Annotated in this window: 23 protein-coding genes; 14 read left to right on the forward strand and 9 right to left on the reverse strand. The window is 69.1% G+C overall.

Going from position 1 to position 25,552, the window contains the following annotated elements; genetic code table 11:
* Positions 1 to 367 precede the first annotated feature (367 nt).
* On the forward strand, positions 368 to 1,885 hold the full coding sequence (locus ACAM54_RS24100) for an AMP nucleosidase (RefSeq protein WP_145739517.1): 1,518 nt from the start codon (positions 368 to 370) through the stop codon (positions 1,883 to 1,885).
* 153 nt (positions 1,886 to 2,038) lie between these two features.
* Positions 2,039 to 2,998 carry a tripartite tricarboxylate transporter substrate-binding protein gene (locus ACAM54_RS24105; RefSeq protein ID WP_209537323.1) on the forward strand — a complete coding sequence of 320 codons (960 nt, stop codon included), beginning with the start codon at positions 2,039 to 2,041 and terminating at the stop codon, positions 2,996 to 2,998.
* Between the two features lie 9 nt (positions 2,999 to 3,007).
* Here ACAM54_RS24105 and ACAM54_RS24110 read toward each other — a convergent pair whose 3' ends face one another.
* Positions 3,008 to 3,703 carry an ArsR/SmtB family transcription factor gene (locus ACAM54_RS24110; protein WP_369649175.1) on the reverse strand — a complete coding sequence of 232 codons (696 nt, stop codon included), beginning with the start codon at positions 3,701 to 3,703 and terminating at the stop codon, positions 3,008 to 3,010.
* Between the two features lie 83 nt (positions 3,704 to 3,786).
* Here ACAM54_RS24110 and ACAM54_RS24115 point away from each other — a divergent pair, with 83 nt between their 5' ends.
* Positions 3,787 to 4,959, forward strand: coding sequence for a cytochrome P450 (locus tag ACAM54_RS24115; RefSeq protein ID WP_369649176.1), 1,173 nt, complete (start codon positions 3,787 to 3,789; stop codon positions 4,957 to 4,959).
* An 18-nt stretch (positions 4,960 to 4,977) separates the two neighbouring features.
* Here the strand turns inward: ACAM54_RS24115 and ACAM54_RS24120 are convergent, their stop codons facing one another.
* Both ACAM54_RS24120 and ACAM54_RS24125 read right to left on the reverse strand, forming a co-directional pair.
* Entirely contained in the window at positions 4,978 to 5,949 is a 972-nt protein-coding gene (locus ACAM54_RS24120; protein WP_369649177.1) for a pyridoxamine 5'-phosphate oxidase family protein, read from the reverse strand.
* Entirely contained in the window at positions 5,946 to 6,605 is a 660-nt protein-coding gene (locus tag ACAM54_RS24125; protein ID WP_369649178.1) for a glutathione S-transferase family protein, read from the reverse strand. Before ACAM54_RS24125 ends, ACAM54_RS24120 begins: the two co-directional genes overlap by 4 nt.
* A 122-nt stretch (positions 6,606 to 6,727) precedes the next feature.
* On the opposite strand from ACAM54_RS24125, the gene ACAM54_RS24130 reads away from it, so the two are divergent.
* The 7 genes from ACAM54_RS24130 to ACAM54_RS24160 all read left to right on the forward strand — a co-directional run bounded on the left by ACAM54_RS24130 (position 6,728) and on the right by ACAM54_RS24160 (position 13,505).
* Positions 6,728 to 7,618, forward strand: a complete 891-nt coding sequence (locus ACAM54_RS24130) for a LysR family transcriptional regulator (protein ID WP_192325493.1) — start codon at positions 6,728 to 6,730, stop codon at positions 7,616 to 7,618.
* 57 nt (positions 7,619 to 7,675) lie between these two features.
* Positions 7,676 to 8,653 carry an ATP-binding cassette domain-containing protein gene (locus ACAM54_RS24135; RefSeq protein ID WP_186454112.1) on the forward strand — a complete coding sequence of 326 codons (978 nt, stop codon included), beginning with the start codon at positions 7,676 to 7,678 and terminating at the stop codon, positions 8,651 to 8,653.
* 9 nt (positions 8,654 to 8,662) lie between these two features.
* The gene (locus tag ACAM54_RS24140; protein WP_369649179.1) at positions 8,663 to 9,502 is read left to right on the forward strand and encodes an ABC transporter permease; all 840 of its coding nucleotides are present in this window, start codon (positions 8,663 to 8,665) and stop codon (positions 9,500 to 9,502) included.
* 654 nt (positions 9,503 to 10,156) lie between these two features.
* A complete protein-coding gene (locus ACAM54_RS24145) occupies positions 10,157 to 10,612 on the forward strand; it encodes a MarR family winged helix-turn-helix transcriptional regulator (protein ID WP_369649180.1) in 456 nt (151 codons plus the stop codon).
* A gap of 93 nt (positions 10,613 to 10,705) precedes the next feature.
* Positions 10,706 to 11,131, forward strand: a complete 426-nt coding sequence (locus tag ACAM54_RS24150; RefSeq protein WP_145739499.1) for an organic hydroperoxide resistance protein — start codon at positions 10,706 to 10,708, stop codon at positions 11,129 to 11,131.
* Between the two features lie 187 nt (positions 11,132 to 11,318).
* A complete protein-coding gene (locus tag ACAM54_RS24155; RefSeq protein WP_369649181.1) occupies positions 11,319 to 12,437 on the forward strand; it encodes a DUF2855 family protein in 1,119 nt (372 codons plus the stop codon).
* Positions 12,438 to 12,470: 33 nt separating this feature from the next.
* Positions 12,471 to 13,505: a serine/threonine protein kinase gene (locus tag ACAM54_RS24160; protein ID WP_369649182.1), complete on the forward strand. Its 1,035-nt coding sequence runs from the start codon at positions 12,471 to 12,473 to the stop codon at positions 13,503 to 13,505.
* On the opposite strand, the gene ACAM54_RS24165 is transcribed toward ACAM54_RS24160, so the two are convergent.
* A complete protein-coding gene (locus ACAM54_RS24165) occupies positions 13,496 to 14,398 on the reverse strand; it encodes a LysR family transcriptional regulator (protein WP_369649183.1) in 903 nt (300 codons plus the stop codon). The two genes, ACAM54_RS24160 and ACAM54_RS24165, sit on opposite strands and share 10 nt — an antisense overlap.
* A 90-nt stretch (positions 14,399 to 14,488) precedes the next feature.
* On the opposite strand from ACAM54_RS24165, the gene ACAM54_RS24170 reads away from it, so the two are divergent.
* The 3 genes from ACAM54_RS24170 (at position 14,489) to ACAM54_RS24180 (ending at position 18,708) form a co-directional block, all read left to right on the forward strand.
* Positions 14,489 to 16,207, forward strand: coding sequence for an acyl-CoA dehydrogenase family protein (locus tag ACAM54_RS24170; RefSeq protein WP_369649184.1), 1,719 nt, complete (start codon positions 14,489 to 14,491; stop codon positions 16,205 to 16,207).
* A gap of 29 nt (positions 16,208 to 16,236) precedes the next feature.
* Positions 16,237 to 17,223, forward strand: a complete 987-nt coding sequence (locus tag ACAM54_RS24175; protein WP_369649185.1) for a Bug family tripartite tricarboxylate transporter substrate binding protein — start codon at positions 16,237 to 16,239, stop codon at positions 17,221 to 17,223.
* A 339-nt stretch (positions 17,224 to 17,562) separates the two neighbouring features.
* Positions 17,563 to 18,708 carry a CaiB/BaiF CoA transferase family protein gene (locus tag ACAM54_RS24180; protein ID WP_369649186.1) on the forward strand — a complete coding sequence of 382 codons (1,146 nt, stop codon included), beginning with the start codon at positions 17,563 to 17,565 and terminating at the stop codon, positions 18,706 to 18,708.
* On the opposite strand, the gene ACAM54_RS24185 is transcribed toward ACAM54_RS24180, so the two are convergent.
* From ACAM54_RS24185 to ACAM54_RS24205, 5 genes are all read right to left on the reverse strand, one after another.
* Positions 18,703 to 19,608: a LysR family transcriptional regulator gene (locus ACAM54_RS24185; protein WP_145739484.1), complete on the reverse strand. Its 906-nt coding sequence runs from the start codon at positions 19,606 to 19,608 to the stop codon at positions 18,703 to 18,705. The genes ACAM54_RS24180 and ACAM54_RS24185 overlap by 6 nt on opposite strands.
* 37 nt (positions 19,609 to 19,645) lie before the next feature.
* Positions 19,646 to 20,260 (reverse strand): hypothetical protein, encoded by a 615-nt coding sequence (locus ACAM54_RS24190; RefSeq protein WP_145739482.1) that lies wholly within the window; start codon positions 20,258 to 20,260, stop codon positions 19,646 to 19,648.
* Positions 20,257 to 22,293, reverse strand: a complete 2,037-nt coding sequence (gene htpG / locus ACAM54_RS24195) for a molecular chaperone HtpG (RefSeq protein WP_369649187.1) — start codon at positions 22,291 to 22,293, stop codon at positions 20,257 to 20,259. The genes ACAM54_RS24190 and htpG overlap by 4 nt, the downstream gene beginning before the upstream one ends.
* A gap of 110 nt (positions 22,294 to 22,403) precedes the next feature.
* Positions 22,404 to 23,447 (reverse strand): ABC transporter substrate-binding protein, encoded by a 1,044-nt coding sequence (locus ACAM54_RS24200; RefSeq protein WP_369649188.1) that lies wholly within the window; start codon positions 23,445 to 23,447, stop codon positions 22,404 to 22,406.
* 72 nt (positions 23,448 to 23,519) lie between these two features.
* Positions 23,520 to 24,437: a LysR family transcriptional regulator gene (locus ACAM54_RS24205; protein ID WP_192325486.1), complete on the reverse strand. Its 918-nt coding sequence runs from the start codon at positions 24,435 to 24,437 to the stop codon at positions 23,520 to 23,522.
* Positions 24,438 to 24,539: 102 nt separating this feature from the next.
* On the opposite strand from ACAM54_RS24205, the gene ACAM54_RS24210 reads away from it, so the two are divergent.
* Complete coding sequence (locus tag ACAM54_RS24210) at positions 24,540 to 25,550, forward strand: NAD(P)-dependent alcohol dehydrogenase (RefSeq protein WP_369649189.1); 1,011 nt, start codon at positions 24,540 to 24,542, stop codon at positions 25,548 to 25,550.
* Positions 25,551 to 25,552: the final 2 nt, after the last annotated feature.

Here is a 25,552-nt window from a genome sequence, read left to right on the forward strand (position 1 = left end):
CATGTAGATGCGCGGGGGCGCGGTCAGTTCAGGGCGCCTGCACAGGACACCGGGTGTCCCCCTCCGCGAATGTCCCCCGGCTTCGCCTCCTCCTTTATTTCGCTGCGGGAGACACCCGATGCCCTGCGCACGAGGGCACGCGGCTGGTTTGCGGCCGATCAACCACCGCTTTGCATAACGATCACGTCGATGGGGTGCCTTGCGCAGCGAAATAAAGGGGGAGGCCGCAGGCCGGAGGACATTCTCGGAGCAAGGTATCCCGTCGGCGTGATCGCGCCCTGGACAACGTGACCCCAATAGATCGCGAACAGGCCCTGAGCCCTGCAGCGACGAAGCAGCCGGCACGGCCGCATTGCACAATGCCGTCATGCCCTACATGCCCACTTTCGTCGCCCCCGCCCGCTTCAACGACGCCGCCGCCGCGCTCGAACAGGTCAAGTCCATCTACCAGGGCGGCCTCGCGCATCTGCGCGAATCGATGCTGCGCTTCGTGGCCGGGGAGGCGCTGCCGGGTCGGGTGCGGGCCTGCTACCCCTTCGTGCGGGTGCACACGCACACCGTCTCGCGCCACACGCCGCCGGCCAACGCGGGGCTGAGCTACGGCTTCGTCGCCGGGCCCGGCCGCTACGAGACCACGCTGACGCGGCCCGACCTGTTCTCGCGCTACTACCTCGACCAGTTCCGCCTGCTGCTGGAAAACCACCAGGTCGAGATCGAGGTGGGCACCAGCACGCAGCCGATTCCCATCCACTTCTCCTTTGCCGAGAACGACCACATCGAAGGCACGATGAGCGAGGAGCGGCGCGCGCTGATGCGCGACGTGTTCGACCTGCCCGACCTGGGCGTGATGGACGACGGCATCGCCAATGGCACCTACGAGGCGCTGGCGGGCGAGGCGCAGCCGCTGTCGCTCTTCACGGCCGCGCGCGTGGACTACTCGCTGCACCGGCTGCGGCACTACACCGGCACCGCGCCCGAGTGGTTCCAGAACTTCGTGCTGTTCACCAACTACCAGTTCTACATCGACGAGTTCGTGCGCCTGGGCCACGAGGCCATGGCCGACGAGAAGAGCGAATACGTCGCCTTCATCGAGCCCGGCAACGTGGTCACGCGCCGGCGCGGGCTGGCCGCCGGCGCCAGCACCAGCTATGGCGGCCTGCTCGACGGCAGCCAGGGCACGGCGCCGCCGCGTCTGCCGCAGATGCCGGCCTACCACCTGGTGCGCGAGGACTGCAGCGGCATCAGCATGGTGAACATCGGCGTCGGCCCGGCCAATGCCAAGACCATCACCGACCACATCGCCGTGCTGCGCCCGCATGCCTGGATGATGCTGGGCCACTGCGCGGGCCTGCGCAACGCGCAGCAGCTCGGCGACTACGTGCTGGCGCATGCCTACGTGCGCGAGGACCACGTGCTCGACGAGGAGCTGCCGCTGTGGGTGCCGATCCCGGCACTCTCGGAAATCCAGCTCGCGCTGGAGAAAGCGGTGGCCGACGTCACGCGCTACACCGGCCCGGACCTGAAGAAGATCATGCGCACCGGCACGGTGGCGAGCACCGACAACCGCAACTGGGAGCTGCTGCCGGGCAACCAGCCGCAGCGCCGCTTCAGCCAGAGCCGGGCCGTGGCGCTCGACATGGAAAGCGCCACCATCGCGGCCAACGGCTTCCGCTTTCGCGTGCCCTACGGCACCTTGCTGTGCGTGAGCGACAAGCCGCTGCATGGCGAGATCAAGCTGCCGGGCATGGCCAACCACTTCTACCGCGAGCGCGTGGAGCAGCACCTGCGCATCGGCATGCGGGCCATCGACATCCTTCGCGAGCAGGGTTCGACCCGGCTGCACAGCCGCAAGCTGCGGAGCTTCGCGGAGGTCGCTTTTCAGTAATAGTTGGCACTCATTAGGGTTTTCACCTAGTCCAGGACGCGCACGGGCGTCGCAATTCGCGGAGATCATTCGTTACCTTTTTCCACAACTGTTAACGAAATGACTCATCCATCGGCTGCTGCGAGCCTTTCCCGCCGCAACTTCAATGCATGGATGGCAGGCGCGGCTGCCGTTGGGGGTGCCGGAGCTGCCGTTCTGTGGCCCCGCGCGGCCGGTGCGGCCGAGCCGCAGCTCGTTGCCAGGCTGCGCATCGTGATTCCGGCCAACGAAGGCGGCGGCTGGGACCAGACCGGCCGCGCGCTCGGCGCGGCGCTGCTGGCCTCGGGCGCGGCAGGCGAGGTGGTCTACGAGAACATCGGCGGCAAGGGCGGCACCATTGGTCTCGCCAAGTACGTCGAGAAATACGACGCCGACCCCGACACCCTGCTGATGAGCGGCATGGTCATGGTCGGTGCGGTGGCACTGCAGAAACCGGCCGTCACCATGGCCCAGGTCGCGCCGGTCGCGCGCCTCACCAGCGACTACGAAGTGGTGGCCGTGAAGGCCGACTCCCCCATCAAGACACCGAAAGACCTGATCGCCCAGCTGCGTGCCGATGCGGCCAAGGCCGTCATCGCGGGCGGTTCGGCCGGTGGCGTGGACCACATGTACGCCGGCATGCTGGCCCGCGTGGCCGGCAACACCGCGGGCCTGGTCTACCAGCCCTACCCGGGCGGCGCGCAGGTGGTGGAGGCGCTTGCCACCGGCAAGGCCGTGGCCGGCATCTCGGGCTTCAGCGAATTCAGCGCGGGCCTGTCCAACGGCACGCTGCGCGCCATCGGCGTGTCGTCGAAGCGGCCGTTCCTGGGCATTCCGTCGGTGCGCGAGCAGGGCGTGGACGCCGACCTGGCCAACTGGCGCGGCGTGCTCACCGGCAAGAAGGTGACCGAGCAACGCCGTGCCGTGTTGCTCGAGGCCGTGCACCGCGCCACCAACGCCGATGTCTGGCAGAAGACCATCAAGCGCAACAACTGGGATGCGTACTGGATGGCAGGCAAGGATTTCGAGAGCTTCCTCGAACTCGACCTGGCGATGGCCGGGCCGATGATCTACCTGCTCAAACTCAAGGCCTGACGGCGCGCTTCAGGCAAAGAGCTCGGGCATCTCGCGCTGTGCCCTGGGCGTGAGCACCAGTGCGCGGCCGTCGAGCTCCTGGCGGACCCAGCCGCGGCGCAGCGACAATTGGAGCCAGGCCGCGCCGAGCGCGCCGCCCAGGTGCGGTCGGCGCTCGCTCCAGTCGAGGCAGGCGCAGGCAAAACGCCGGCGCGAGCGGCGCACCGCATCCACCTCGACCCCCAGGCTCTCCAGCGCGATCGCGCCTTCGGGCGTGAGTTCGTACGCGCCGCTGTGCAGGCCGCTGAGCCAGCCCTGCGCATGCAGCCGGTCGTGCAGCGCGACGCCCGCCGTGCCGGCCATGTGGTCGTAGCAGGTGCGCGCGGCGCGCAGGCGGCTCGGCGTGCTGGGCTTGAACTGCTCGGCGCGCGGCGCGCCGGCCACCACCATCAGGCTTTCGAGGGCGGCCGCCACGTTGTCGCCGGCCAGCCGGAAGTAGCGGTGCTTGCCCTGCACCAGCAGCTCGACCAGCCGCTCTTCCTTGAGGCGCGCGAGGTGCGCGCTGGCGGTGGAGGCGGCCACCTCGGCGACGGTGGCCAGCTCGGTCGCGGTGCGCGCGTGGCCGTCCATCAGGCAGCTGAGCATGCGGGCGCGCGCGGGTTCGGCGATGGCGCCTGCAAGGCGGGCCAGCTGGAGATCCACGGTGGAGGATGAGTGCGTGTCCATGCGCCGATCGTAAGACCCGCCCGCAATCGACACTTCGTTCACGGGCGAAGTGTGGCCGCGGTGCCGGCTGCACACTGGACGCCATGAACACCAGCCCCACTTCCCTCGCCGGCCGGCCTGCCGATCCGGTCGCGGCCGTCACGCATGCCGATCCCTATCCCTTCTATGCCGAACTGCGCGAGGGGCCGCCGCTCGCGTGGAACGAGACGCTGCGCCTGTGGGTCGCGAGCCGCGCGGAGGTCGTCGAATCGCTGCTGCTCGCGCACGGCGCGCTGCGCGTGCGGCCGGCGGCCGAGCCGGTGCCGCGCGCCGTTGCGGGCAGCGCGGCGGGCGAAGTGTTCGGCCATCTCGTGCGCATGAACGACGGCGCGGCGCACCAGGCCCATCGGCCCGCGCTGCAGCGTGCGCTGGCCGGGCTGGACCTGGAAGCGGTACGCACGGCGGCCTTGCGGGTCGCGCATGGCGTGCCGGCGCAGCCCATGTCGGACGCGCTGTTCTCCATGCCGGTGCGGACCGTCGCGCACCTGCTGGGCTTTGACGATGAGGCGCTGCCGCGGGTGGACCGGTGGATGCGCGATTTCGTCGCCTGCCTGTCGCCGCTGTCGACGCCGGACCAGCTGCAGGACGCCAGCGCCGCCGCGGGCGAACTCATGGCACGCTTCGAGGAGCTGGCCGCAGGCGCACCGCCGCGCAACGGAACCCTGCTCGCGGCCGTGCTCGCCGAAGGCGAAGCTGGTGCGCCGCTTTCGCGCGCGTTGCTCGCGAACCTCGTCGGCCTGCTCTCGCAGACCTGCGATGCGACGGCCGGCCTGCTGGGCAACAGCCTGATCGCGGTGATGCGCGAACCGTCGCTGCAGCAAGCTGCGCAGACCCAGGCCGGGTTGCAGGCGATCGTGGAAGAAACGGCGCGGCACGACCCCTCGGTACACAACACGCGGCGCTTCGTGGCCGAGCCCGTCACCATCGCGGACACGCCGCTGGCAGCGGGCGACACGGTGCTGCTGGTGCTGGCCGCGGCCAACCGCGATCCCGCGCTCAACCCCGAGCCCGAGCGCTTCAGCCTCGTGCGCGCGCGGCGCCGCATGCTCGGCTTCGGCCACGGCGTGCACGCCTGCCCGGGCCAGGCGCTGGCCTGCACGCTGGCCGCCGCGGGGCTGGAGGCGGTGCTGCATCGCAGGCCTGACCTCGCGGCACTGCGCGAACGCGGCTGGCACTACCGGCCTTCGGTCGCCGCGCGCATTCCGGTCTTTCATTGACGGGAATGCGAAGGCCGTTCAGGCGCGCGCGGAAGCCCAGCGTCCGGTGCCTTCCAGATGGGGCGACAGCGCCGCATCGCCCCAGCGCAGCGGCAGGGCCGCGGGCCGGCGCAAGGCGTGCTCGACGTGCAGCCGCAGCAGCCGCTCGGCACCTTCGAACTCGGCGATCTCGGGGCCGTCGAGCACCAGCTCCGCGGTGGCCGCCACATGCAGCAGATCGCCGCTGTCGTAATCGATGAACAGCAGGCCCGCACGCGGATGGGCCGCCAGGTTGCCCAGCGTGTTGAAGAAGCGGTTGCCGTTGAAGTCGGGCACCGTGAGCACGCCACCGTCGTCGACGCGAACGAAGCCGGGCCGGCCGCCGCGGTGCGACACGTCGACGCCGTGCGAACGTGCATCGGCTTCGTCGCCGGCAGCCGCCTCGTCCGGGTAGGCCGTGGCGATGAACAGCGTGTCGGCGCTGCCGATGAGACGCTGCGCGTCGAGATCGAGCGTGTCGAGCCGCTGCACGGGCGCGCTGCCGTCGCGCGCGGCCACCAGTTCCGGCTCGCGCGCCTGGATGTAGCGCGGGCAGTTGCCGAAGCTCTGCTGCACCGCGACCATGAAGCCGCGAGCATCGAGCGCCTCGACCGTGCCGTTCATGCGGTTGCGCCGCCGCGTGTGCGGCTCGATGCCCAGCAGGCCGAGCGCGGCACCCTGGGCGAGCTGCCCGGCCAGCGGATCGCCAGTTGCCGGCAGCGCGTCGACGCGCAGGTGCGTGGCATCGGGCGAATGTGCGAAGCCCGCGGGCGCCGCGAGCACGCTGGGCCAGGGCTGCAGATCGGCATCGAGGCTGCCGACCACGAGGAACGGCAGCTGCGCGAAGAATTCGCGGTGCTGGTCGGGCATGTAGTCGCGGATCACGCGCGGACCCATGGCCTCCATGCGCTCGCGCCAGCCCGTCTGCAGTTGCAGTGCGCGCTCGCCGGCGTGGAAGGGCGCGGCGATCATGATTCAGCCGCCGCCAGCCCGACCGGCGTGCGCACCATCGGCACGAAGCCGGGCAGGGCCTCCACGCGCGCGAGCCAGGCACGCACCTGCGGGTAGGCATCGAGCGCCACGCGGCCTTCGGGCGCATGCGCCACGTAGGCGTAGTTCGCGATGTCGGCCAGCGTGGCCGCGGGCCCGGCCAGGAAGGGCTGCTGCCCGAGGTGGATCTCCATCACCGCGAGCAGCGCATGCGAACGCGTGACGGTCTCCGTGGGATCGGCGGCCCGGCCGAACAGTGCCATGACGCGTGCGGCGGCCGGCCCGTAGGCCAGCGGCCCCGCGGCCACCGAGAACCAGCGCTGCACGCGCGCCGCGCCCACCGGGTCGCGCGGCATCCAGCGCGCCGGATCGGCCGAATAGCGCTCGTTGAGGTAGACCAGGATCGCGTTGGAATCGGCCAGCGTCGTTTCGCCGTCCTCGATCACCGGCACCTGGCCGAAAGGGTTGCGCGCCAGGAACTCGGGCGTGCGGTTGTCGCGCTTCTTCAGGTCGAGCTCGATGACCTCGAAGGGCAGGCCGAGCATCGAGAGGAACAGCCGCACCCGGTGCACGTGGCCCGAGATGGCGCTGCCATAGAGCTTGATGGGTTGGGAGGGAGGGGAGGCGATGGCGTTCATGGTGGTTCTCTGCAATGTGGAGTGGGCGTGATCGGGATTCTTCTCTCTTGCGCTGAATGAAGGAATAGCCATTCCTGCATTTGACTGCTGCGTCAATCGGTTTAATCCTGTTTAATCGCGCCATGGATCGTTTCAAGGCCATGCAGACCTTCGTGCAGATTGCCGACCAGGGCAGCCTGACCCGCGCCGCCGAGGCGCTCGGCAGCTCGCTGCCCGCGGTGGTGCGCGCGCTCGCCGCGCTCGAGGCGCACCTGGGCGTGCGCCTCTTCCACCGCACCACGCGCCGCCTCTCGCTCACCGAGGAAGGCCGCCACTACCTGCCGAGCGCGCGCGAGGTGCTGCTGGCGGCCGATGCCGCCGACCTCGCGCTCAAGGCCGAGGCGCGGGAGCCCGCGGGCCAGCTCACCATTACTGCGCCGGTGCTCTTCGGCCACATGTACGTGGCGCCCGCCATCACGCGCTTCATGCAGCGCCACGACAAGGTGCGCTGCAGCGTGCTGCTGCACGACCGCACGGTGAACCTGCTGGAGGAAGGCATCGACGTGGGCATCCGCATCAGCCCGCTGGCGGATTCGTCGCTCGTGGCGCAGACGCTCGGCACCATCCGGCGCGTGGTGGCGGCGAGCCCCGAGTACCTCGCGCGCCACGGCACGCCACGCCATCCGCGCGATCTCCATGGCGCCCCCTGCGTGCGCGGCCGCATCGACGCGCCGCCGCAGTGGATGTTCCACGACCGCGGCAAGACCGTCAGCGTGACGCCGAGCTGCCGCCTCGAGTTCAACCACCTCGCCCCGGCCATCGAGGCCTGCGCCGCAGGCATGGGCTTCGGCACCTTCTTCTCCTACCAGGTGCTGCCGCATGTGGCGCAGGGCCGGCTGCAGCTGGTGCTCGAGGATTTCGAGCCGCCGCCGCGGCCGGTGAGCGTGATCTATCCGAACGCGCGGCTGCTGCCGGCCCGCACGCGGGCCTTCATCGACTGGATGAAGACAGAGTTCAACGGCCTGCGGATGTGAAGCCCCGGTTGCCGGATACGGTTCCGAACCTGCGCTGCTTGTCCATCGGTTGAAGCGATGGCGGCAGCGTTCGCGAGCCTGGGCCAGAATGGCCGCGTGCCATCCTCCTCTTCCACCCCCCTCTTTCACGCCAGCCATCTGCTCAAGCGCTATGGCGGCACCACGGTCGTGGACGACCTGTCGTTCGAGATCGCGCCCGGTGAATGTCTTGGCGTGATCGGCCCGAACGGCGCCGGCAAGACCACCACGATCCGCATGTGCCTGGGCCTGACCGCGCCCGACGGCGGCGAGATCTCCGCGCTGGGCCTGCAGATGCCGCGCGATGCGCTGGCCATCAAGGCGCAGCTCGGCGTGGTCTCTCAGTTCGACACGCTCGACCCCGACTTCAGCTGCGCCGAGAACCTCGTGGTGTATGGCCGCTACTTCGGCTTCAGCAAGGCGCAGGTGCGCGAGCGCGTGCCGCAGCTGCTGGAGTTTGCGGCGCTCTCGCACAAGGCCGATGCAAAGCCGGGCGAGCTCTCGGGCGGCATGCGCCGGCGCCTCTCGCTGGCGCGCGCGCTGGTGAACGACCCGAAGCTGCTGATGCTCGACGAACCCACCACGGGACTCGACCCGCAGGCGCGCCACCTGATGTGGGAGCGCCTGCAGGTGCTGCTGCAGCAGGGCAAGTCGATCCTGCTGACCACGCATTTCATGGACGAGGCCGAGCGCCTGTGCTCGCGCCTCCTGGTGCTCGACCACGGCCGCAAGATCGCCGAGGGCCGCCCGCGCGACCTGATCGCCGAGCACCTGGAACCCGACGTGGTCGAGGTGTATGGCAACGGCGCGCTCTCGCTGGCCGAGTCGCCGGAACTGAAGGCGATGGCGGCGCGCGTGGAAGTGAGCGGGGAGACAGTGTTCTTCTATACGCAGGACGCGCGCCGGCTGCTCGATGCGCTCACGCGGCACGGCCGCCTGCGCACCTTCCACCGGCCCGCGAACCTCGAAGACCTTTTTCTCAAGCTCACGGGTCGTCAGATTCGTGAAGACGGCTAGGCCAGCATCATGAATACGACGACTGCAACCCCTTCCGCCATGGCATCGCCACCCTCTCCGTCCGTGTGGCGCGCACCCGAGATCTCACTGCGTTGGTGGCCCGTGTTCCTGCGCAACCTGCTCGTGTGGCGAAAGCTCGCGATACCGAGCCTGATCGGCAACATCGCCGAGCCGCTGATCTGGCTCGTGGCCTTCGGCTACGGCATGGGAGCACTGATCGGACAGGTGTCGGTCAACGGAAGCTCGGTGCCGTACATCCTGTTCCTCGCGAGCGGTTCGATCTGCATGAGCGCGATGAATGCCGCGAGCTTCGAGGCGCTGTATTCGGCGTTCTCTCGCATGCAGGTGCAGAAGACCTGGGACGGCATCATGAATGCGCCCGTGGGCCTGGACGACATCGTGCTGGCCGAGATGCTGTGGGCGGCGTTCAAGTCGATCTTCACCGTGACCGCGATCCTGTTCGTGATGCTCGGGCTGGGCATCAGCCACAGCCCCAAGCTGATCGTCGCTTGGATGGTGCTGATCGGCGCGGGCATCACCTTCTCCTCGATCGCACTGATCTTCAATGCGCTTGCCAAGAGCTACGACTTCTTCACCTATTACTTCACGCTGTTCATGACGCCGATGATGTTCTTGAGCGGCGTGTTCTTTCCTTTGGAACAACTGCCTTCCGCCGTGAGGGCCGTGGCGGCATGGCTGCCGCTGACCAATGCGGTGGCGCTGGTGCGGCCGCTGTTCATGGACCAGTGGCCTGGCGACTGGTGGCTGCATGCGGGGGTGCTGGCGGTGTATGCGGTGGTGGCTTTCTGGGTGGCGCTGGCGTTGACTCGGAAGAGGTTTGGGGGGTGATGTTTTTTTGGGGTTTCGGGGCCGGGTCTCGGCCCGGCAGCCGACCTACTTTTCTTTGCTTCGCCAAAGAAACGTAGGCAAAAGAAAGGCGACCCTACTGTCTGCGTCCCTCCGCTTCGCTGCGGGCAACCTGCGGTGCTCGCGTTTCGCGGGGTCTCGCAGAACTCGCTTCGCTCAAACAGCTGCGAGCCCTTGTCCGCGAAACGCTGCGCTCCTCGGCGCATACAGAAGGGGTGGGAGCCGACGGGCCGTCGCTTCGCTCGGCCCGATATCAACCCCAACAGCCAATACCAACCACCGCGGCGCGCAGCGCCGCGGTGGCTTGGTGGCCGAGCGAAGCAAAGGCCCGTTCGGTCTCCCCTCCCCTCTGGCTGCGCCGAGGAGCGCAGCGTTTCGCGGATCAGGGCTTGCCCTTGTTTGAGCGAAGCGAGTTTGGGCGAGACCCCGCGAAACGTGAGCACCGCAGGTTGCCCCATAGCGCAGCGAAGGGGTCGCAGACAGTGGGGTCGCCTTTCTTTTGCCTACGTTTCTTTGGCGAAGCAAAGAAAAGTAGGTCGCCCGCCGGGGCGAGTCCCGGCCCCGGAAAACAAACCCAAAACAGAACCCAAAACAATTACATTGCACGCAATCAAATTGCACACTACAATCCCCGCCATGCGCAGCACCCCACAAGCCACAGACGAAATGCTCAAGCTGGACAACCAGCTCTGCTTCGCCGTCTACTCCGCCTCATTGGCCATGACCCGCCTCTACAAGCCGGTGCTGGAAAAGCTGCAGCTCACCTATCCCCAATACCTGGTCATGCTCGCCCTCTGGGAACATGACGGGCCGATGGTCTCCGAGCTCGGCGAGCGCCTCTCGCTGGATTCCGGCACGCTCACCCCGCTGCTCAAGCGGCTCGAAGCCACCGGCTACGTGGCCAGGGTGCGCGACGCGGCCGACGAACGCCGCGTGCACATCACGCTCACCGCTGCGGGCCGCAGGCTCAAGGCCCGCGCCGCGAACGTGCCCGAATGCCTGATGGCCGCCGCCGAGTGCTCGGTGCCCGAACTGATTTCGCTCACCCAGCAGATCCAGTCGCTGCGCGACCGCATCAAGAAGGCGGCCTGAACAGACAGGTCCACCGGTTTTCTTTCTCCCCGCTTCGATCGAAAGAGAGAGAAGCTTTTTTTCCACCCTCCCTCCATCCTCAAAGGAATCACCATGACCACCAAGCTCGACAAGGTTCTCTACACCGCTGAAGCCCACACCGTCGGCGGCCGTGACGGCGCAGGCAAGTCCAGCGACGGCGCCATCGACGTCAAGCTCAGCTCGCCCGGTTCGGGCAAGCCCGGCACCAACCCCGAGCAGCTGTTCGCGGTCGGCTATGCCGCCTGCTTCATCGGCGCAATGAAGGCCGTCGGCCCGAAGATCGGCGTCAAGGTGCCCGAGGACGTGGCCATCGACTCCAGCGTTTCCCTTGGCCCGACGAATGGCGGCGCCGCCTACGGCATCGCCGTGAAGCTGGCCATCACGCTGCCCGGCCTCGACGCCGACCAGAAGCAGAAGCTGGTCGACACGGCCCACCAGGTCTGCCCGTACTCGAACGCCACGCGCGGCAACATCGACGTCGAACTCTCGATCGCCTGATTCCGCGCCCAGCGCAACAACAAGAAAGCGTCCCGGCCACAAGCCGGGGCGCTTTTTTATGGCCGGCGTTGTCTCACGGGTGACGCGGAAAAGGGAAGCGCGATAGCGCCTTTCATCGAGCTTGGCTAATGTGGCTGCAGCACGCGCCATCCCCGCAACCCACACCACCACCATGGAGATCGACACCATGAGCAGCACCACCAGCCTCCTGATCCGCAAGGGCGAACTCGCCACCACGCGGCTGCACACCGCCGCCGACCAGCCGCTGGCCGACGGCCAGGTGCGCGTGCGCATCGACAGCTTTGCGCTCACCTCCAACAACATCACCTACGCCGCCTTCGGCGATGCGATGAGCTACTGGCAGTTCTTCCCGTCCACGGAAGAAGGCTGGGGCAGCATCCCGGTATGGGGCTTCGCCAGCGTGGTGCAGTCGCTGCACCCGGGCGTGGCGGTGGGCGAGCGGCTCTACGGCTACTGGCCGATGTCGTCGGGCGCCGTGCTGAGCCCGGACCGCCTCTCGCCCGGGCGCTTCACCGATGCCGCCGCGCACCGCGCGGAACTGCCCGCGGTCTACAACCAGTACTTCCGCTGCAACGCCGACCCGCTCTACACCGCGGACACCGAAGACGTGCAGGCGCTGCTGCGCCCGCTGTTCATCACCTCGTGGCTGATCGACGACTTCATGGCCGACAACGATTTCTTCGGCGCGAACACCCTGCTGCTGTCGAGCGCATCGAGCAAGACGGCCTACGGCACCGCCTTCCAGCTGCACCAGCGCGAAGGCATCGAGGTGATCGGCCTGACCTCGCCCGCCAACGTGGCCTTCTGCGAGAGCCTGGGCTGCTACCACCGCGTGGTCACCTACGACGCGCTCGACGGCATCGCGGCCGGCACGCCCTGCGTCTATGTGGACTTCGCGGGCAACGCCGGCCTGCGCAACGCGATCCACGCGCGCTTTTCCAACCTCAGGTACAGCTGCTCGATCGGCGGCACGCACGTCGAGCAGCTCGCGGCCAGGGGCGCGGGCAAAGACCTGGCAGGCCCGCGCGCCACGCTGTTCTTCGCGCCGGCGCAGATCAAGAAGCGCACCGCCGAGTGGGGCGCCGACGAATTCGGCCGGCGCATGGTGGCCGCATGGCACCACTTCCTGGCCACGGTGACCGACGCGAAGAAGCCCTGGCTGCGCGCCGAGCACCACCACGGCGGCGAAGCGGTGCAGGCCGCCTATGCGCAGGTGCTGGCCGGCAAGGGCGACCCGCGCACCGGCCATATCCTTTCGCTTTACAAACAACCGGGCGGCCTCTGACATTCCGGGGGCCGGGGTAGCGACAATCGCTGCATGACCCTTTCCCCCGCAGCGCCCGCGAACACCCATCCTTACGAGAGCCTCACGCCCGACGTGGTGCTGGACGCCCTGGCAACGCTCGGCCTGCACGGCGATGGCCGTCTCACCGGCCTGAACTCGTACGAGAACCGGGTCTACCAGGTGTTCCTGGAAGACCGCAGTGCCGTGGTGGTCAAGTTCTACCGCCCCGAGCGCTGGAGCGAGGCCGAGATCCTCGAGGAGCACGGCTTCTCGCTCGAACTGGCGGCGGCCGAAGTACCGGCCGTGGCGCCGCTGGCTTTCGGCGGCGCCACGCTGCACCGCCACGGCGGCTTTGCCTTCAGCGTGAGCCCCTACCGCGGCGGCCGCGCGCCGGAGCTGGACGATTTTGAAGTGCTCGAATGGGTCGGCCGCTTTCTCGCGCGCATCCACACCGTGGGCAGCGCCAGGCCTTTCGAGGCCCGGCCCGCGCTCGACCTGCAGACCTTCGGCATCGCCTCGCGCGACTGGCTGCTGGCCCACGACAAGGTGCCGCTCGACGTGCAGCGCGACTGGGAAAAGGCCTGCAACGAAGCGCTGGACATGATTGCCGCCACCGCGCTGGCAGTGAACGCCCCGGCCTCCGACTTCCAGCCGCGCAAGCTGCGCCTGCATGGCGACGTGCATCCCGGCAACATCCTGTGGACGCCGACCGACCGGCCCGGCGGCGGCCCGCACTTCGTCGACCTGGACGATGCGCGCACCGGCTTCGCGGTGCAGGACCTCTGGATGCTGCTGTCGGGCGAGCGCGCGCAGCGCACCGCGCAGCTCTCGGGCCTGCTCGACGGCTACGAGCAGTTCCGCGAATTCGACCGCCGCGAACTCGCGCTGATCGAGCCGCTGCGCACCCTGCGGCTCATCCACTACAGCGCCTGGCTCGCGCGGCGCTGGGAAGACCCGATCTTCCCGATCAACTTTCCCTGGTTCGGCTCCAGCGACTACTGGAAGGGCCAGATCCTCGTGCTGCAGGAGCAGTGCGAGCAGATGGCGGAAGAGCCGCTCTACGCCTGAGGACGGTCCTCGGCGGCGAGGCTTTCCGCGACGCCCTGCAGCAGCCGCTCGGCCAGCACGTTCGGCGGCCCGCTGCGCCACACGCCGTAGGCCTCCGATTGCGCCACCGCGCGGTCGAGCGGCCGGAACACCGCCCCGCGCAGGGCCGAATGCCGCATGGCCTGCGGCACCAGCGCGACGCCCATGCCCTGCGACACCAGCGAGACCACGGCCAGCCAGTGGCGCACCTCGTGCCGCACCTCGGGCAGGAAGCCGGCGTCGGCGCAGATCGACAGGATGCGCTCGTGGTAATCGGGCGAGGCTTCGCGCGAGAACAGCACGAAGGGCTGGCTGCGCAGGTCGGCCGGCGCGAGCACGCGCTTGCGCGCGAGCGCGTGGCCCGAAGGCAGGCAGCACACGAAGGGCTCGGACAGCAGCAGCCGGTGCTGCAGCTCGGGCGGCATGCGGCTGGTGTGCACGAAGCCCAGGTCGAGACGGTCGTGCAGCAGCTCGGCGATCTGCACGCCTGAATTGAGTTCGGCGAGCGTGACGCGCACCGCCGGGTGCCTGGCCTGGAACACGCGCAGCGCCTGCGGCAGGCCGCGGTAGAGCATTGCACCGACGAAGCCGATGCGCAGCCTTCCCGCCGAGCCCGCGGCCACGTCGCGTGCTTCGAGTGCCGCCTCTTCCGCCTGCAGCAGCAGCCGCCGCGCCGAGACGCGCAGCGCCTCGCCCGCATGCGTGAGCCGCACCTCCTTGCTGTTGCGCTCGAACAGCCGCGCGCCCACCGACTCCTCGAGCTGGCGGATGGCCACCGACAGCGGCGGCTGCGAGATCGACAGGCGCCGCGCGGCGCGCCCGAAATGCAGCTCCTCGGCCAGCACGGAAAAGTAGCGCAGGTGTCGCAGTTCCATGGATAGGTAAATCGAATCGAACAAGACCTAATCGATATTAGACACGGATCATCGGGGACCCAACAATGCGGCGAACCAGGAGACAAACGCATGGCCCAGAACGACGCCACCGCCGCGCACGCGCACGCGCACCCGATTCCCGACCGCCACGGCCAGAACCTGTTCATGGCCGACACCGAGCTGCACAGGCTGCTCGCGCTCTACCTGCCCGACGATCTGCGCGCACACATGCAACCGCATTTCGAGCGGCTGGGCGGCCTCGCGGGCGGCCTGCTCGACGACCTGGCCAGCACCGCCGACCGCAACCCGCCCACGCTGAAGCAGCGCACCCGCACCGGGCTCGATGAACAAAAGGTCGTCAAGCACCCGGCCTACGTGGAGATGGAGCGCCTCGCGCTCAGCGAATTCGGCCTGGCCGCGATGTCGCACCGCGAGGAGACGCTGGGCTGGAAGGGCAAGATGCCGCCGCTCGTCAAGTACGTGCTGACCTATCTCTTCGTGCAGGCCGAATTCGGCCTGTGCTGCCCGGTGTCGATGACCGACTCGCTCACGCGCACGCTCAAGAAGTTCGGCCGCCCCGAGTTGGTCGCGCGCTTCCTGCCTCGGCTCACGTCGCTGGACTTCGAAGAGCTTGCGCAGGGCGCGATGTTCATGACCGAGCAGGCCGCGGGCTCCGACATCGCGGCCACTGCGACGATGGCGCGGCAAGAGACTGATGGCAGCTGGCGCATCACCGGCGACAAGTGGTTCTGCTCCAACCCCGATGCCGACTTCGCGATGGTGCTCGCGCGCGCCGAGAACGGCCTGCCCGGCATGAAGGGCGTGTCGCTGTTCCTGCTGCCGCGCCGGCTCGAAGACGGCAGCCTCAACCACTACCGCATCATCCGGCTGAAGGACAAGCTGGGCACGCGCTCCATGGCCAGCGGCGAGATCCGGCTCGAAGGCGCGATTGCGTACCTGGTGGGCGAGGAAGGCCGCGGCTTCGTGCAGATGGCCGACATGGTCAACAACTCGCGCCTGTCGAACGGCGTGCGCGCCGCCGGCCTCATGCGCCGCGCGGTGGCCGAGGCCGAGTACATCGCCGCCGAGCGCCGCGCCTTCGGCCGCACGCTCGACCAGATGCCGCTGATGCAGCGCCAGCTCGACAAGCTGCGCCTGCCGGCCGAACAGGCGCGCACCATGGTGTGCCAGACCGCGCTGGCGCTCGCGCGCTCCGATGCCGGCGAGCCCGACGCCTACGCACTGCTGCGCATCCTCACGCCGCTCATCAAGTTCCGCGCCTGCCGCGACGCGCGCAAGGTCACGGGCGACGCGATGGAAGTGCGCGGCGGCTGCGGCTACATCGAGGAATGGAGCGACCCGCGGCTCGTGCGCGATGCGCACCTGGGCTCGATCTGGGAAGGCACCAGCAACATCGTGGCGCTGGACGTGATCCGCGCCGTGAAGCGCGAAGGCTCGCTGCCGGTGCTGCGCGCGCACTGCGAGCAGCTGCTGGCCGATGCGGCGCTGCCGCCGGCTTTTGCGGCGGCGCTGCGCGATGCGCTGGCGCGCGCCGCCGCACTGGCCGAGACCGCCGCGCGCGAAGGCGGCGACGTGCTGGCGCGCCAGGCCGCCTCGGCGCTCTACCACTGCACGAGCAGCATCGCGATGGCCTGGGAGGCCGCGCGCAGCGGCTCGGCTCCGCGCCTGCGCTGGGCCCAGCTGGTGCTGCTGCACCGCGTGCTGCCGCGCGACCCGCTCGCGCCCGACGCGATGCCCGCGGACTGGAACAGCGCCGCCACTGCGCGCACCGCCAAGGCCACGGCCTGATTCACGACACAAAGAACGGAGACATCATCTTGCGACACCTCACCCACTTCTTCGCGGCCCTGGCCGCCTGCGCCGCGCTGCTGGGCGCCGCACCCGCCGTGCAAGCCCAGGGCCCCTTCCCTTCCAAGCCCCTGGTGCTGGTCGTGCCCTTCCCGCCCGGCGGCCCGACCGACGCCATGGCCCGCACGCTGGCCGCCGAGATGAAGGACCGCCTCGGCCAGCCGATGATCGTGGAGAACCGCGCGGGCGCAGGCGGCAACATCGGCGCCGACTACGTGGCGCGCGCCGAGGCCGACGGCCATACGCTGCTGTTCGGCACCTCGGGCCCGCTCGCCATCAACGCGAGCCTCTACCGCAAGATCAGCTACGACCCCGTCAAGAGCTTCGCGCCGGTGATCCAGGTCGGCTACCTGCCGAACATCCTGGTGGTGAACCCCGCGCTGCCGGTGAAGGACGTGCGCGAACTCGTGGCCTATGCCAAAGCCAACCCCGGCAAGCTCAGCTATGCGTCCTCGGGCAACGGCGCGTCGTCGCACCTGGCGGGCGTGCTGTTCAACTCGGTGGCCGGCACCGACCTGCAGCACATCCCGTACAAGGGCACCGGCCCCGCACTCAACGACCTGCTCGGCAACCAGGTCGGCATGACCTTCACCGACATCCTCACCGCGCTGCCTTACGTCAAGGCAGGCAAGCTGCGCGCGCTGGGCGTGGCGACGGTCGCGCGCTCGCAGGCGCTGCCCGAGGTGCCGACGATTTCGGAACAGGGCTACAAGGGCTACGACGTGAGCGTGTTCTTCGGCATCGTGGCGCCGGCCGGCACGCCCGCGGACCGCGTGAGCAAGCTCAACCAGGCCTTCGCCGAGGTGCTGAACTCGCCCAAGGTGAAGCAGATGTTCGCGGCGCAGGGCCTGGAAGCCTCGGCGGACACCTCGCCGCAGAAGCTCGGGCAGTTCATCGTGAGCGAGTCGGCCAAGTGGAAGGACGTCGTGAAGAAGTCGGGCGCGCAGCTCGATTGATTTCGACGTGATGTTGTTCAGGGCGCGATCACGCCGACGGGGTACCTTGCTCCGCGAATGTCCTCCGGCCTGCGGCCTCCCCCTTTATTTCGCTGCGCAAGGCACCCCATCGACGTGATCGTTGGGCAGGACGGTCGTTGATCCGCCAGCACAAGCGCCGCGCCTCTCGTGCACAGGGCATCGGGTGCTCCCCGCAGCGAAATCAAGGAGGAGGCCGAAGGCCGGGGGACATTCGCGGAGGGGAGTACCCGGTGGCCTGTGCACGCGCCCCGGACAACAGCACCAAGAACAACAGCGCCAGGAACAACAGCCCCACACACGAAAGCACGGAGCACCGAAATGACACAACCCCAAGGCGCCCTCGCCGGCATCCGCGTCCTCGACATCTCGCGCATCCTCGGCGGCCCGTACTGCGGCCAGATCCTCGGCGACCACGGCGCCGACGTGCTCAAGGTCGAACCGCCGCAGGGCGACGACACGCGCACCTGGGGTCCGCCCTTCAAGGACGGCGTGGCGTCCTACTACCACGGCCTGAACCGCAACAAGCGCGTACAGCACCTGGACTTCTCCACCGACGAAGGCCGCGAAGCGCTGCTCGCGCTCGTGGCCGAGGCCGACGTGCTGATCGAGAACTTCAAGACCGGCACCATGGAGCGCTGGGGCATCGGCTACGAGACGCTCTCGGAACGCTTTCCGCGCCTCGTGTGGTGCCGCGTCTCGGGCTTCGGCGCCGACGGCCCGCTGGGCGCGCTGCCCGGCTACGACGCCGCGGTGCAGGCCATGACCGGCATCATGAGCATCAACGGCGAGGCCGACGGCGGCCCGCTGCGCGTGGGCCTGCCGGTGGTCGACATGGTGACCGGGCTGAACGCGGTGATCGGCGTGCTGCTCGCGCTGCAGGAGCGCAACCGCAGCGGCCGCGGCCAGTTCGTGGAGGCGGCGCTGTACGACAGCGGGCTCTCGCTGCTGCACCCGCATGCGGCCAACTGGTTCATGGACGGCACGGCACCGCGCCGCACCGGCAACGCGCATCCCAACATCTATCCCTACGACGCGCTGGCCACGGGCACCGACCCGGTGTTCGTGGCGGTGGGCAACGACCGCCAGTTCGCGAGCCTGTGCCGCTGCATCGGCCTGCCCGGGCTGGCCGACGACCCGCTCTACCGCACGGCCGGTGCGCGCTCGGTGCACCGCGCAGGGCTCAAGCAGCAACTCGAGGCGGCGATGGCCGCGTTCGACGGCCGTGCGCTGGTCGAGCAGCTGATGGCCGCGGGCGTGCCGGCCGCGCCGGTGCTGCCGGTGGATGCCGCGCTCGCGCATCCGCACACGGCGCATCGCCAGATGGTGGTCGAGATGGAAGGCGGCTACCGCGGCATCGGCGCGCCCGTGAAGCTCAGCCGCACGCCGGCGAGCTACCGGCACGCGCCGCTCACGCCAGGCGAGCGCTTCCTGCCCGAATCCGCGGCCGGCGCCAGCGCCTCATGACTCGGGCCGCACGCCCGCGCCCGCCTTGGGCGCATGGAAGGCCTGCATGAACGCGCCCTGCAGTTCCGCCGGCAGGTCGGGCCGGTGGCACATCGCATAGCCGAGGCTCGGCGGATCGTCGGCGAGCGCAACGAAGCGGATGTCGGGCCGCGCAATGCAGGCAAGCGATTCCACCACCAGCCCGATGCCCGCACCGGCCGCCACCAGCCCCACGAGCGAGATCGACGAACTCGCGCACTGGTTGACCTGCGTGGTGATGCCGGCGCGCGCAAGGTACGAAGCAATGCGGTCGAACACCACCGGCCCGATGTCGCGCCGCACCCCGACCAGCGTCTGCTGGCGCAGGTCCGCCGCCGCGATGCGCCCGGCGCCTGCCAGCGGATGCGCGGCCGGCACCACGGCCATGAAGCGGTCGCGGGCCACCTCGCGCACCACGAGGTCGTCGCGCGAGGACGGCGGATGCACCACCGCCAGGTCGAGCCTGCGGTGCGCCACGGCTTCCTCGAGCTCGTCCGACAGGCCTTCGGTCAGCGCCAGCACCACGCCCGGGTGCGCGGCCGAAAAGGCACGCATCGCATCGGGAAAGAAAGACAGCGCCGCGATGGGCGTGACGCCGATCTCCAGCCGGTCGAAGGCGCCGCGCCCGATGGCGCGTGCGGCTTCATCGGTTTCGGCGGCGCGCGACAACAGGCGCCGGGCATGCGGCAGCAGGCGCGCGCCCTGCTCCGTCAGCCGGACGCCGCGCGCCTGCCGGTCGAACAGCGCAAAGCCCAGGGCCTCCTCGAGCCGCTGCACCCGCACGCTGAGCGCGGGCTGCGAGATGGCGAGCAGCGAAGCCGCGCGGCGGATGTTGCCGATCTCGGCGAGCGTGACGAAGCATCGCCATTGCTTGAGTTCCAAGGAGCGGTCTCCAGCACAGCGCCGCAGGCAGCGGCGATCAGGGTGCGATCGGATTGCCCGGCGTGCCGGGGCTGCCGGCTGCAGGAGCGGCGGCATCGGCCACCGGGCGGTAGGAAACACGCACCGAGGAAGGCGGCGGCACCGCTCGCGGCGCAGAGGCGGCGGCCGGCTGGGTCACGCCGCCCTTGGTGACCGTGACCGGCGCAGCGGTTGGAATCGCCGCCACGGGCGCCACACCCGTGATGCCGGAGGTACCGGAAACCGGGACCGTGGCCCCCACCGCCGCCGTCGTGACCGGCGCGGCGCCGCCTGCAGGCGCGTAGCCGGCCTTTCCGGCATTGGGATCGTGCAGCACCACGCTTTTGCCCACGCCCACGCCGGTGCCGATCGGACCGATGCCGACGCCGACACCCACGCCCGCATTGCCGGCCACCACGCCGGTGTTGTTGACCGCCACGCCCGCGCCGAGCGGACCCCAGCCGGTGTTGAGCCCGACGGAGAAATTGCCGTCCTTGGTGGCGCCCAGCCCGAGCGAGAGTCCGGGCACCAGCGGAATGCCGATGTGATAGTGCGAACAGCCGCTCACCGCCGCCAGCAGCAGCGCCGCCGCGACGGCGGCCGCTGCACGGGCGGTGCGCGGCCGGGCGTTCACACCAGCAGCGCGTTGACGCGCCTCACGTAGGCCGCGGGATCGGCCGGCAGGCCGCCTTCGGCCAGCAGCGCCTGGTCGAACAGGATGTTCGCAAGATCGTCGAAGTGCTCGGAGCCGTCGAGCTTCTTCACCAGCGCGTGCTCGGCGTTCACTTCGAGCACGGGCTTCAGGTCGGGCGCGGGCTGGCCGGCCTGCTTGAGCATGCGCGCGAGCTGCGTGCTCATGCCGCCGTCCTGCACCACCAGGCAGGCCGGCGAATCGACCAGGCGCGTGGTCACCCGCACGTCCCCGGCCTTGTCCTTGAGCGCTTCCTTGAGCTTCTCGAGCAGCGGCTTGAAGGATTCGGCGGCTTCCTCGGCGGCCTTCTTCTCGGCCTCGTCCTGCAGCTTGCCGAGGTCGACCGCGCCCTTGGCCACGCTCTGCAGCGGCGTGCCGTCGAACTCGGTGAGGTAGTTGAGCGCCCATTCGTCGACGCGGTCGGTCATCAGCAGCACCTCGATGCCCTTCTTCTTGAAGACCTCGAGCTGCGGGCTGTTCTTGGCGGCGGCGAGCGTGTCGGCCGTGATGTAGTAGATCGCGTCCTGGCCTTCCTTCATGCGCGCCTTGTAGTCGGCAAAGCTCACGCTCACGGTGTCGCTCGTGGTGGAGGCGAAGCGCAGCAGCTTGGCGATGCGGTCGCGGTTGCCGAAGTCCTCGCCCAGGCCTTCCTTGAGCACGGCGCCGAACTCGGCATAGAACTTGGCGTACTTGCCCGATTCGTCGGCCGCGGATGCCGCTGTTTCGGCGGCCGTCGGCGCATTCTTGTCGACCACGTCGGTCACGGACTCGGTCGGCTCGGGGGCCGGCACCGATTCGCCGGAGCCCACGTCGATCTTGCCCTCTGCGCTTTCCGGCCCGGTCTTCTGCTTCTTGGCCAGGTCTTCGAGCATGCCGAGCACGCGCTTGGTGCTGCCTTCGCGGATGGCCTTCACGTCGCGGCTTTCCTGCAGCAGCTCGCGGCTCACGTTGAGCGGCAGGTCGGACGAGTCGATCACGCCCTTCACGAAGCGCAGGTAGCTGGGCAGCAGCGCCTCGGCGTCGTCCATGATGAAGACGCGCTTCACGTAGAGCTTGACGCCCGCGCTCTTGTCGCGGTTCCACAGGTCGAACGGCGCCTTCGACGGAATGTAGAGCAGCTGCGTGTACTCGGTGCTGCCTTCCACGCGGTTGTGGCTCCAGGCGAGCGGGGCCTCGTAGTCGTGGCTGATGCTCTTGTAGAACTCTTCGTACTGCTCGGGCGTGATGTCCTTCTTGGGGCGGCTCCAGAGCGCGCTGGCCTTGTTGACGGTTTCCCATTCGCCGGTCTTGACCATGTCGCCGGGCTGGTCGTTCTCGCCTTCCTTCCACTCCTCCTTTTCCATGAGGATGGGCAGCGAGATGTGGTCGGAGTACTTGCCGACGATCTGCTTGAGCTTCCAGGCGTTGAGGTATTCGTCGGCGTCGTCGCGCAGGTGCAGCGTGATGCCAGTGCCGCGCTCGGGACGCGTGATGTCGGCCACCTCGAAGTCGCCGGCGCCGCCGCTCGTCCAGCGCACGCCCTGCTCGGGCGGCAGGCCCGCGCGGCGCGATTCGACCGTGATCTTGTCGGCCACGATGAAGCCCGAATAGAAGCCCACGCCGAACTGGCCGATGAGCTGCGCGTCGGCCTTCTGGTCGCCGCTGAGCTTGCTCACGAAGTCCTTGGTACCGCTTTTGGCGATGGTGCCGAGGTTCTCGATGGCCTCCTGGCGCGACAGGCCGATGCCCTTGTCGGTGATGGTGATGGTGCGCGCGGCCTTGTCGAAGGAAAGGCGCACGTCCAGCTCGGGCTGGTCCTCGTAGAGTTCGGGACGGTCGATGGCCTCGAAGCGCAGCTTGTCGCAGGCGTCCGATGCGTTCGAGATCAGCTCGCGCAGGAAGATTTCCTTGTTCGAGTAGAGCGCATGCGTGACGAGGTGCAGCAGTTGCGCGACTTCAGCCTGGAACGGGAGTTTCGTGTTGGAAGAATCAGCCATGGGAAGAGAAGAAATATCGAAGCCAAAAAATTCTAAGCCGGGCGGCCTTGACCGCACGCTCGACTCGCCAACTCTGCGAGTTGGGGCTTTCGCCCCGAAAAACAATAGGCCTACCTGGCCTGCGATTCCACCTCGCGGGTCCAGCGGTCGATCAGCCGCTTGCGCTCGGCGGCCCTGCCGTATTTCTCGAAGTCGTACTTGATGAGCTTCACGTCGCTCATCGACGGAATGCGCGCATCGGGCTTGAAGGTCTTGTTGGCGGGCGACTGCAGGCTGCCGACCTGCCCCCCGATCGCCTGGCCGGCCGGGCTCATGAGCCAGTCGTAGTAGCGCTTCGCATTCTCCTTGTTGCGCGCACCCTTGACCAGCGCGATGCCGCCCACCTCGTAGCTGGTGCCCTCGCAGGGCGCGGCGGTCTTGACCGGGAATTTGTCATACCGCCAGCGCTCGAAGCCGAAGATGAAGCTCACGCCGATGGCCACCTCGCCCTTGGCGACGTTGGGCGCCTGCGCCTGGCCGCTGCGGGTGTAGCTGGTGACGTTGCGGTGCAGCTTCCTCAAATAGTCGAAGGCCGCGTCCTCGCCCATCTGCTGCACCAGGCCCGCGATGATGGTGTAGGCCGTGCCGCTGGAGGCCGGATGCGAGATCTCGATCTCGCCCCGGTATTCGGGCTTGACCAGGTCGGCCCAGCACTTGGGCTCGTGCAGCTTCTTGCGCCTGAGCAGCTCGGTGTTGAAGCCGAAGCCGATGGCGCTGGTGTAGAAGCCGCCCACCATGTTCTGCGACATGGCGTACTGGCGCACCGACCAGTCGTGCAGGTCGTTGATGTAGGCCGGCCGGTAGGCTTCGAGCAGGCCCTGCTCGGCGGCCTGCAGGAACGGGTCGCCGGTGCCGCCCCACCAGATGTCGGTCTTGGGGTTGGCCGCCTCGGCGCGCAGCTGGGCGCCGATCTCGCCGGTGCCCTTGTGCGCCTGCTGCACCCGGATGCCGGTCTCGCGCGTGAAGGCCGCGGCCGCGGCTTCGCACCAGCCCGCGTCGGTGCTGCACAGCGCGTTCACCGTGCCCTGCGCGGCGGCGCCGGCAGAAAAAAGCAGGGCCATGGCGCCCGCGCATGCGGCAAGGGCCGCGGCATTCCTCTGGACAAAGGGGCGCATGCGTTCTCCGGTGAATGAGTGACTGGCTGGCTGAAGGATGAAAGGCGACGAAAGGATAGCGGGCAAAGCCGCTCAGCGGGCCGCCAGCAGCGGCGGCAGGTGCTCGGCCAGCCAGTCGACCACCACCCGGGTCTTGTGGGGCAGGTAGCGGCTGCGCGAGCGGATCACGTTGAGCTCGAAGCCGAAAGGCCGCGGCTCCTCGAACACGCGCACCAGCGTGCCGGCCGCCAGCGCATCGGCTGCCAGCCAGGCCGGCAGGCGCGCGAGCCCCATGCCGCCGATGGCGGCTTCGAGCAGCACCTCGGCGCTGTCGCAGCGCAGCCGCGAGGGCAGCACCACTTCGGCCAGCCGGCCTTCGGCGTCGTGGAAGCGCCAGGGCGAGATCTGCCCGTCGCGGGCGTAGAACACCGCCTCGTGCGACGGCGATGCGCCCAGTTCGGCCACGCTGCCCGGGTGCCCGCGTTCGGCCAGGTAGGCCGGCGCGGCGCACAGCACCATCCACTGCACGCCGACCGGCCGCGCGACCAGTTCGGCGCTGTCGGCCAGCTCGCCGCTGCGGATGGCCAGGTCCAGCCCGTCTTCGACCAGGTCCACGCGCCGGTCGTTGAAGGAAAGCTCCAGCGACAGCCCCGGATGCCGGCGCGCCAGCGCCAGCAGCAGCGGCCCGACCTTCAGCCGCCCCAGCATGGCCGGCATGCTCAGGCGCACCAGCCCGGCGGCGGTGCTGCGCGCGGCGTCGGCCATGGCCTCGGCGGCATCGAGTTCGGCCAGCACGCGCCGGCAGCGCTCGTAGTAGCCATGGCCTTCCTCGGTGAGGCTCTGGCTGCGCGTGGTGCGCAGGAAAAGCCGCGTGCCCAGCCGCGCCTCGAGCCGCGCAATGCTCTTGGCCACCGCGGAGCGGGTGACGTGCAGCCGCTCTGCCGCACGCGCAAAACTGCCGGCCTCCACCGCGGCGACGAACTCTTCGATGCCCTGCAGGCGTGGACTCATTGGATACTTTCAGGCGCCATAGAGTTGAAAATTATCCAACACTGGATATATCAACTCGCCAATAGCATGAAGGCTTCTTTTCTTTTTTGTGGAGGCTTTTTCATGCAGGCAAGCAGAACGCTCAGGCGCTGGCAACTTTCTTCCTTCGGCCGCGAGCAGCTCGAACAGGTGGAGCTGCCGCTGCCCGCGCCCGGCCCGGGCCAGGTCCTCGTGCAGGTGGGCGCGGTGTCGCTCAACTACCGCGACCTGCTGATGATCCGCGACGGCATGGGCATGACGTTCGACCTGCCCTTCACGCCCGGCTCGGACATGGCCGGCACGGTGGTGGCCGTGGGCCCGGGCGTGCGGCGCCTGGCCGTGGGCGACCACGTGGTCAACACTTTCTGGGGCGGCTGGATCGACAGCCACTGGCCGGCCGAGGCCGTGCCGATGGGCGGCCCCGGCCCGGGCATGCTCGCCTCGCACGTGCTGATCGACGCGGCCTGGGCCGTGGCCGCGCCGGCCACGCTCGATTTCGCGCAGGCCAGCACGCTGCCGTGCGCCGGCCTCACGGCCTGGTTCGCGCTGGCCGAGACCGGCGCGCTGCGGCCCGGCCAGACCGTGCTGGTCCATGGCACCGGCGGCGTGGCGCTGTTCGGCGTGCAGCTGGCGCGGCTGAATGGCGCGCGGGCCATCGTGGTCACGGGCAGCGAAGAGAAGCGTGCGCAGACGCTGGCGCTGGGCGCCAGCGAAGTGCTGATGCGAGACAGCGACTGGCCGGCCGAAGTGCGCCGGCTCACGCAGGGCCGCGGCGCCGACCACGTGCTCGAACTCGCGAGCGGGCCGAACCTCGACCGCTCGCTGCAGGCGGTGGCGCAGGGCGGGCGCGTGTCGATCATCGGCATGCTCGGCGGCGAGACGCTCAGCGCTTCGTACTACGCGGTGGTGCTCGGCCGCGTCACGGTGCAGGGCATTGGCGTGGGCCATCGGCGCGCGCTCGAAGACCTGGTGCGCGCCGTCGACGCCAATGCGCTCGAGCCCGTGATCGCGGCGCGATACGCCTTCGATGACTTGCCCGATGCGCTCGACCATCTCGCGCGCGGCGCCTTCGGCAAGATCGTCGTCGTGCCCTGACC

Origin of the sequence: Variovorax sp. V93 (assembly GCF_041154485.1) — a bacterium.
Taxonomy (GTDB): Bacteria; Pseudomonadota; Gammaproteobacteria; order Burkholderiales; family Burkholderiaceae_C; genus Variovorax; species Variovorax beijingensis_A.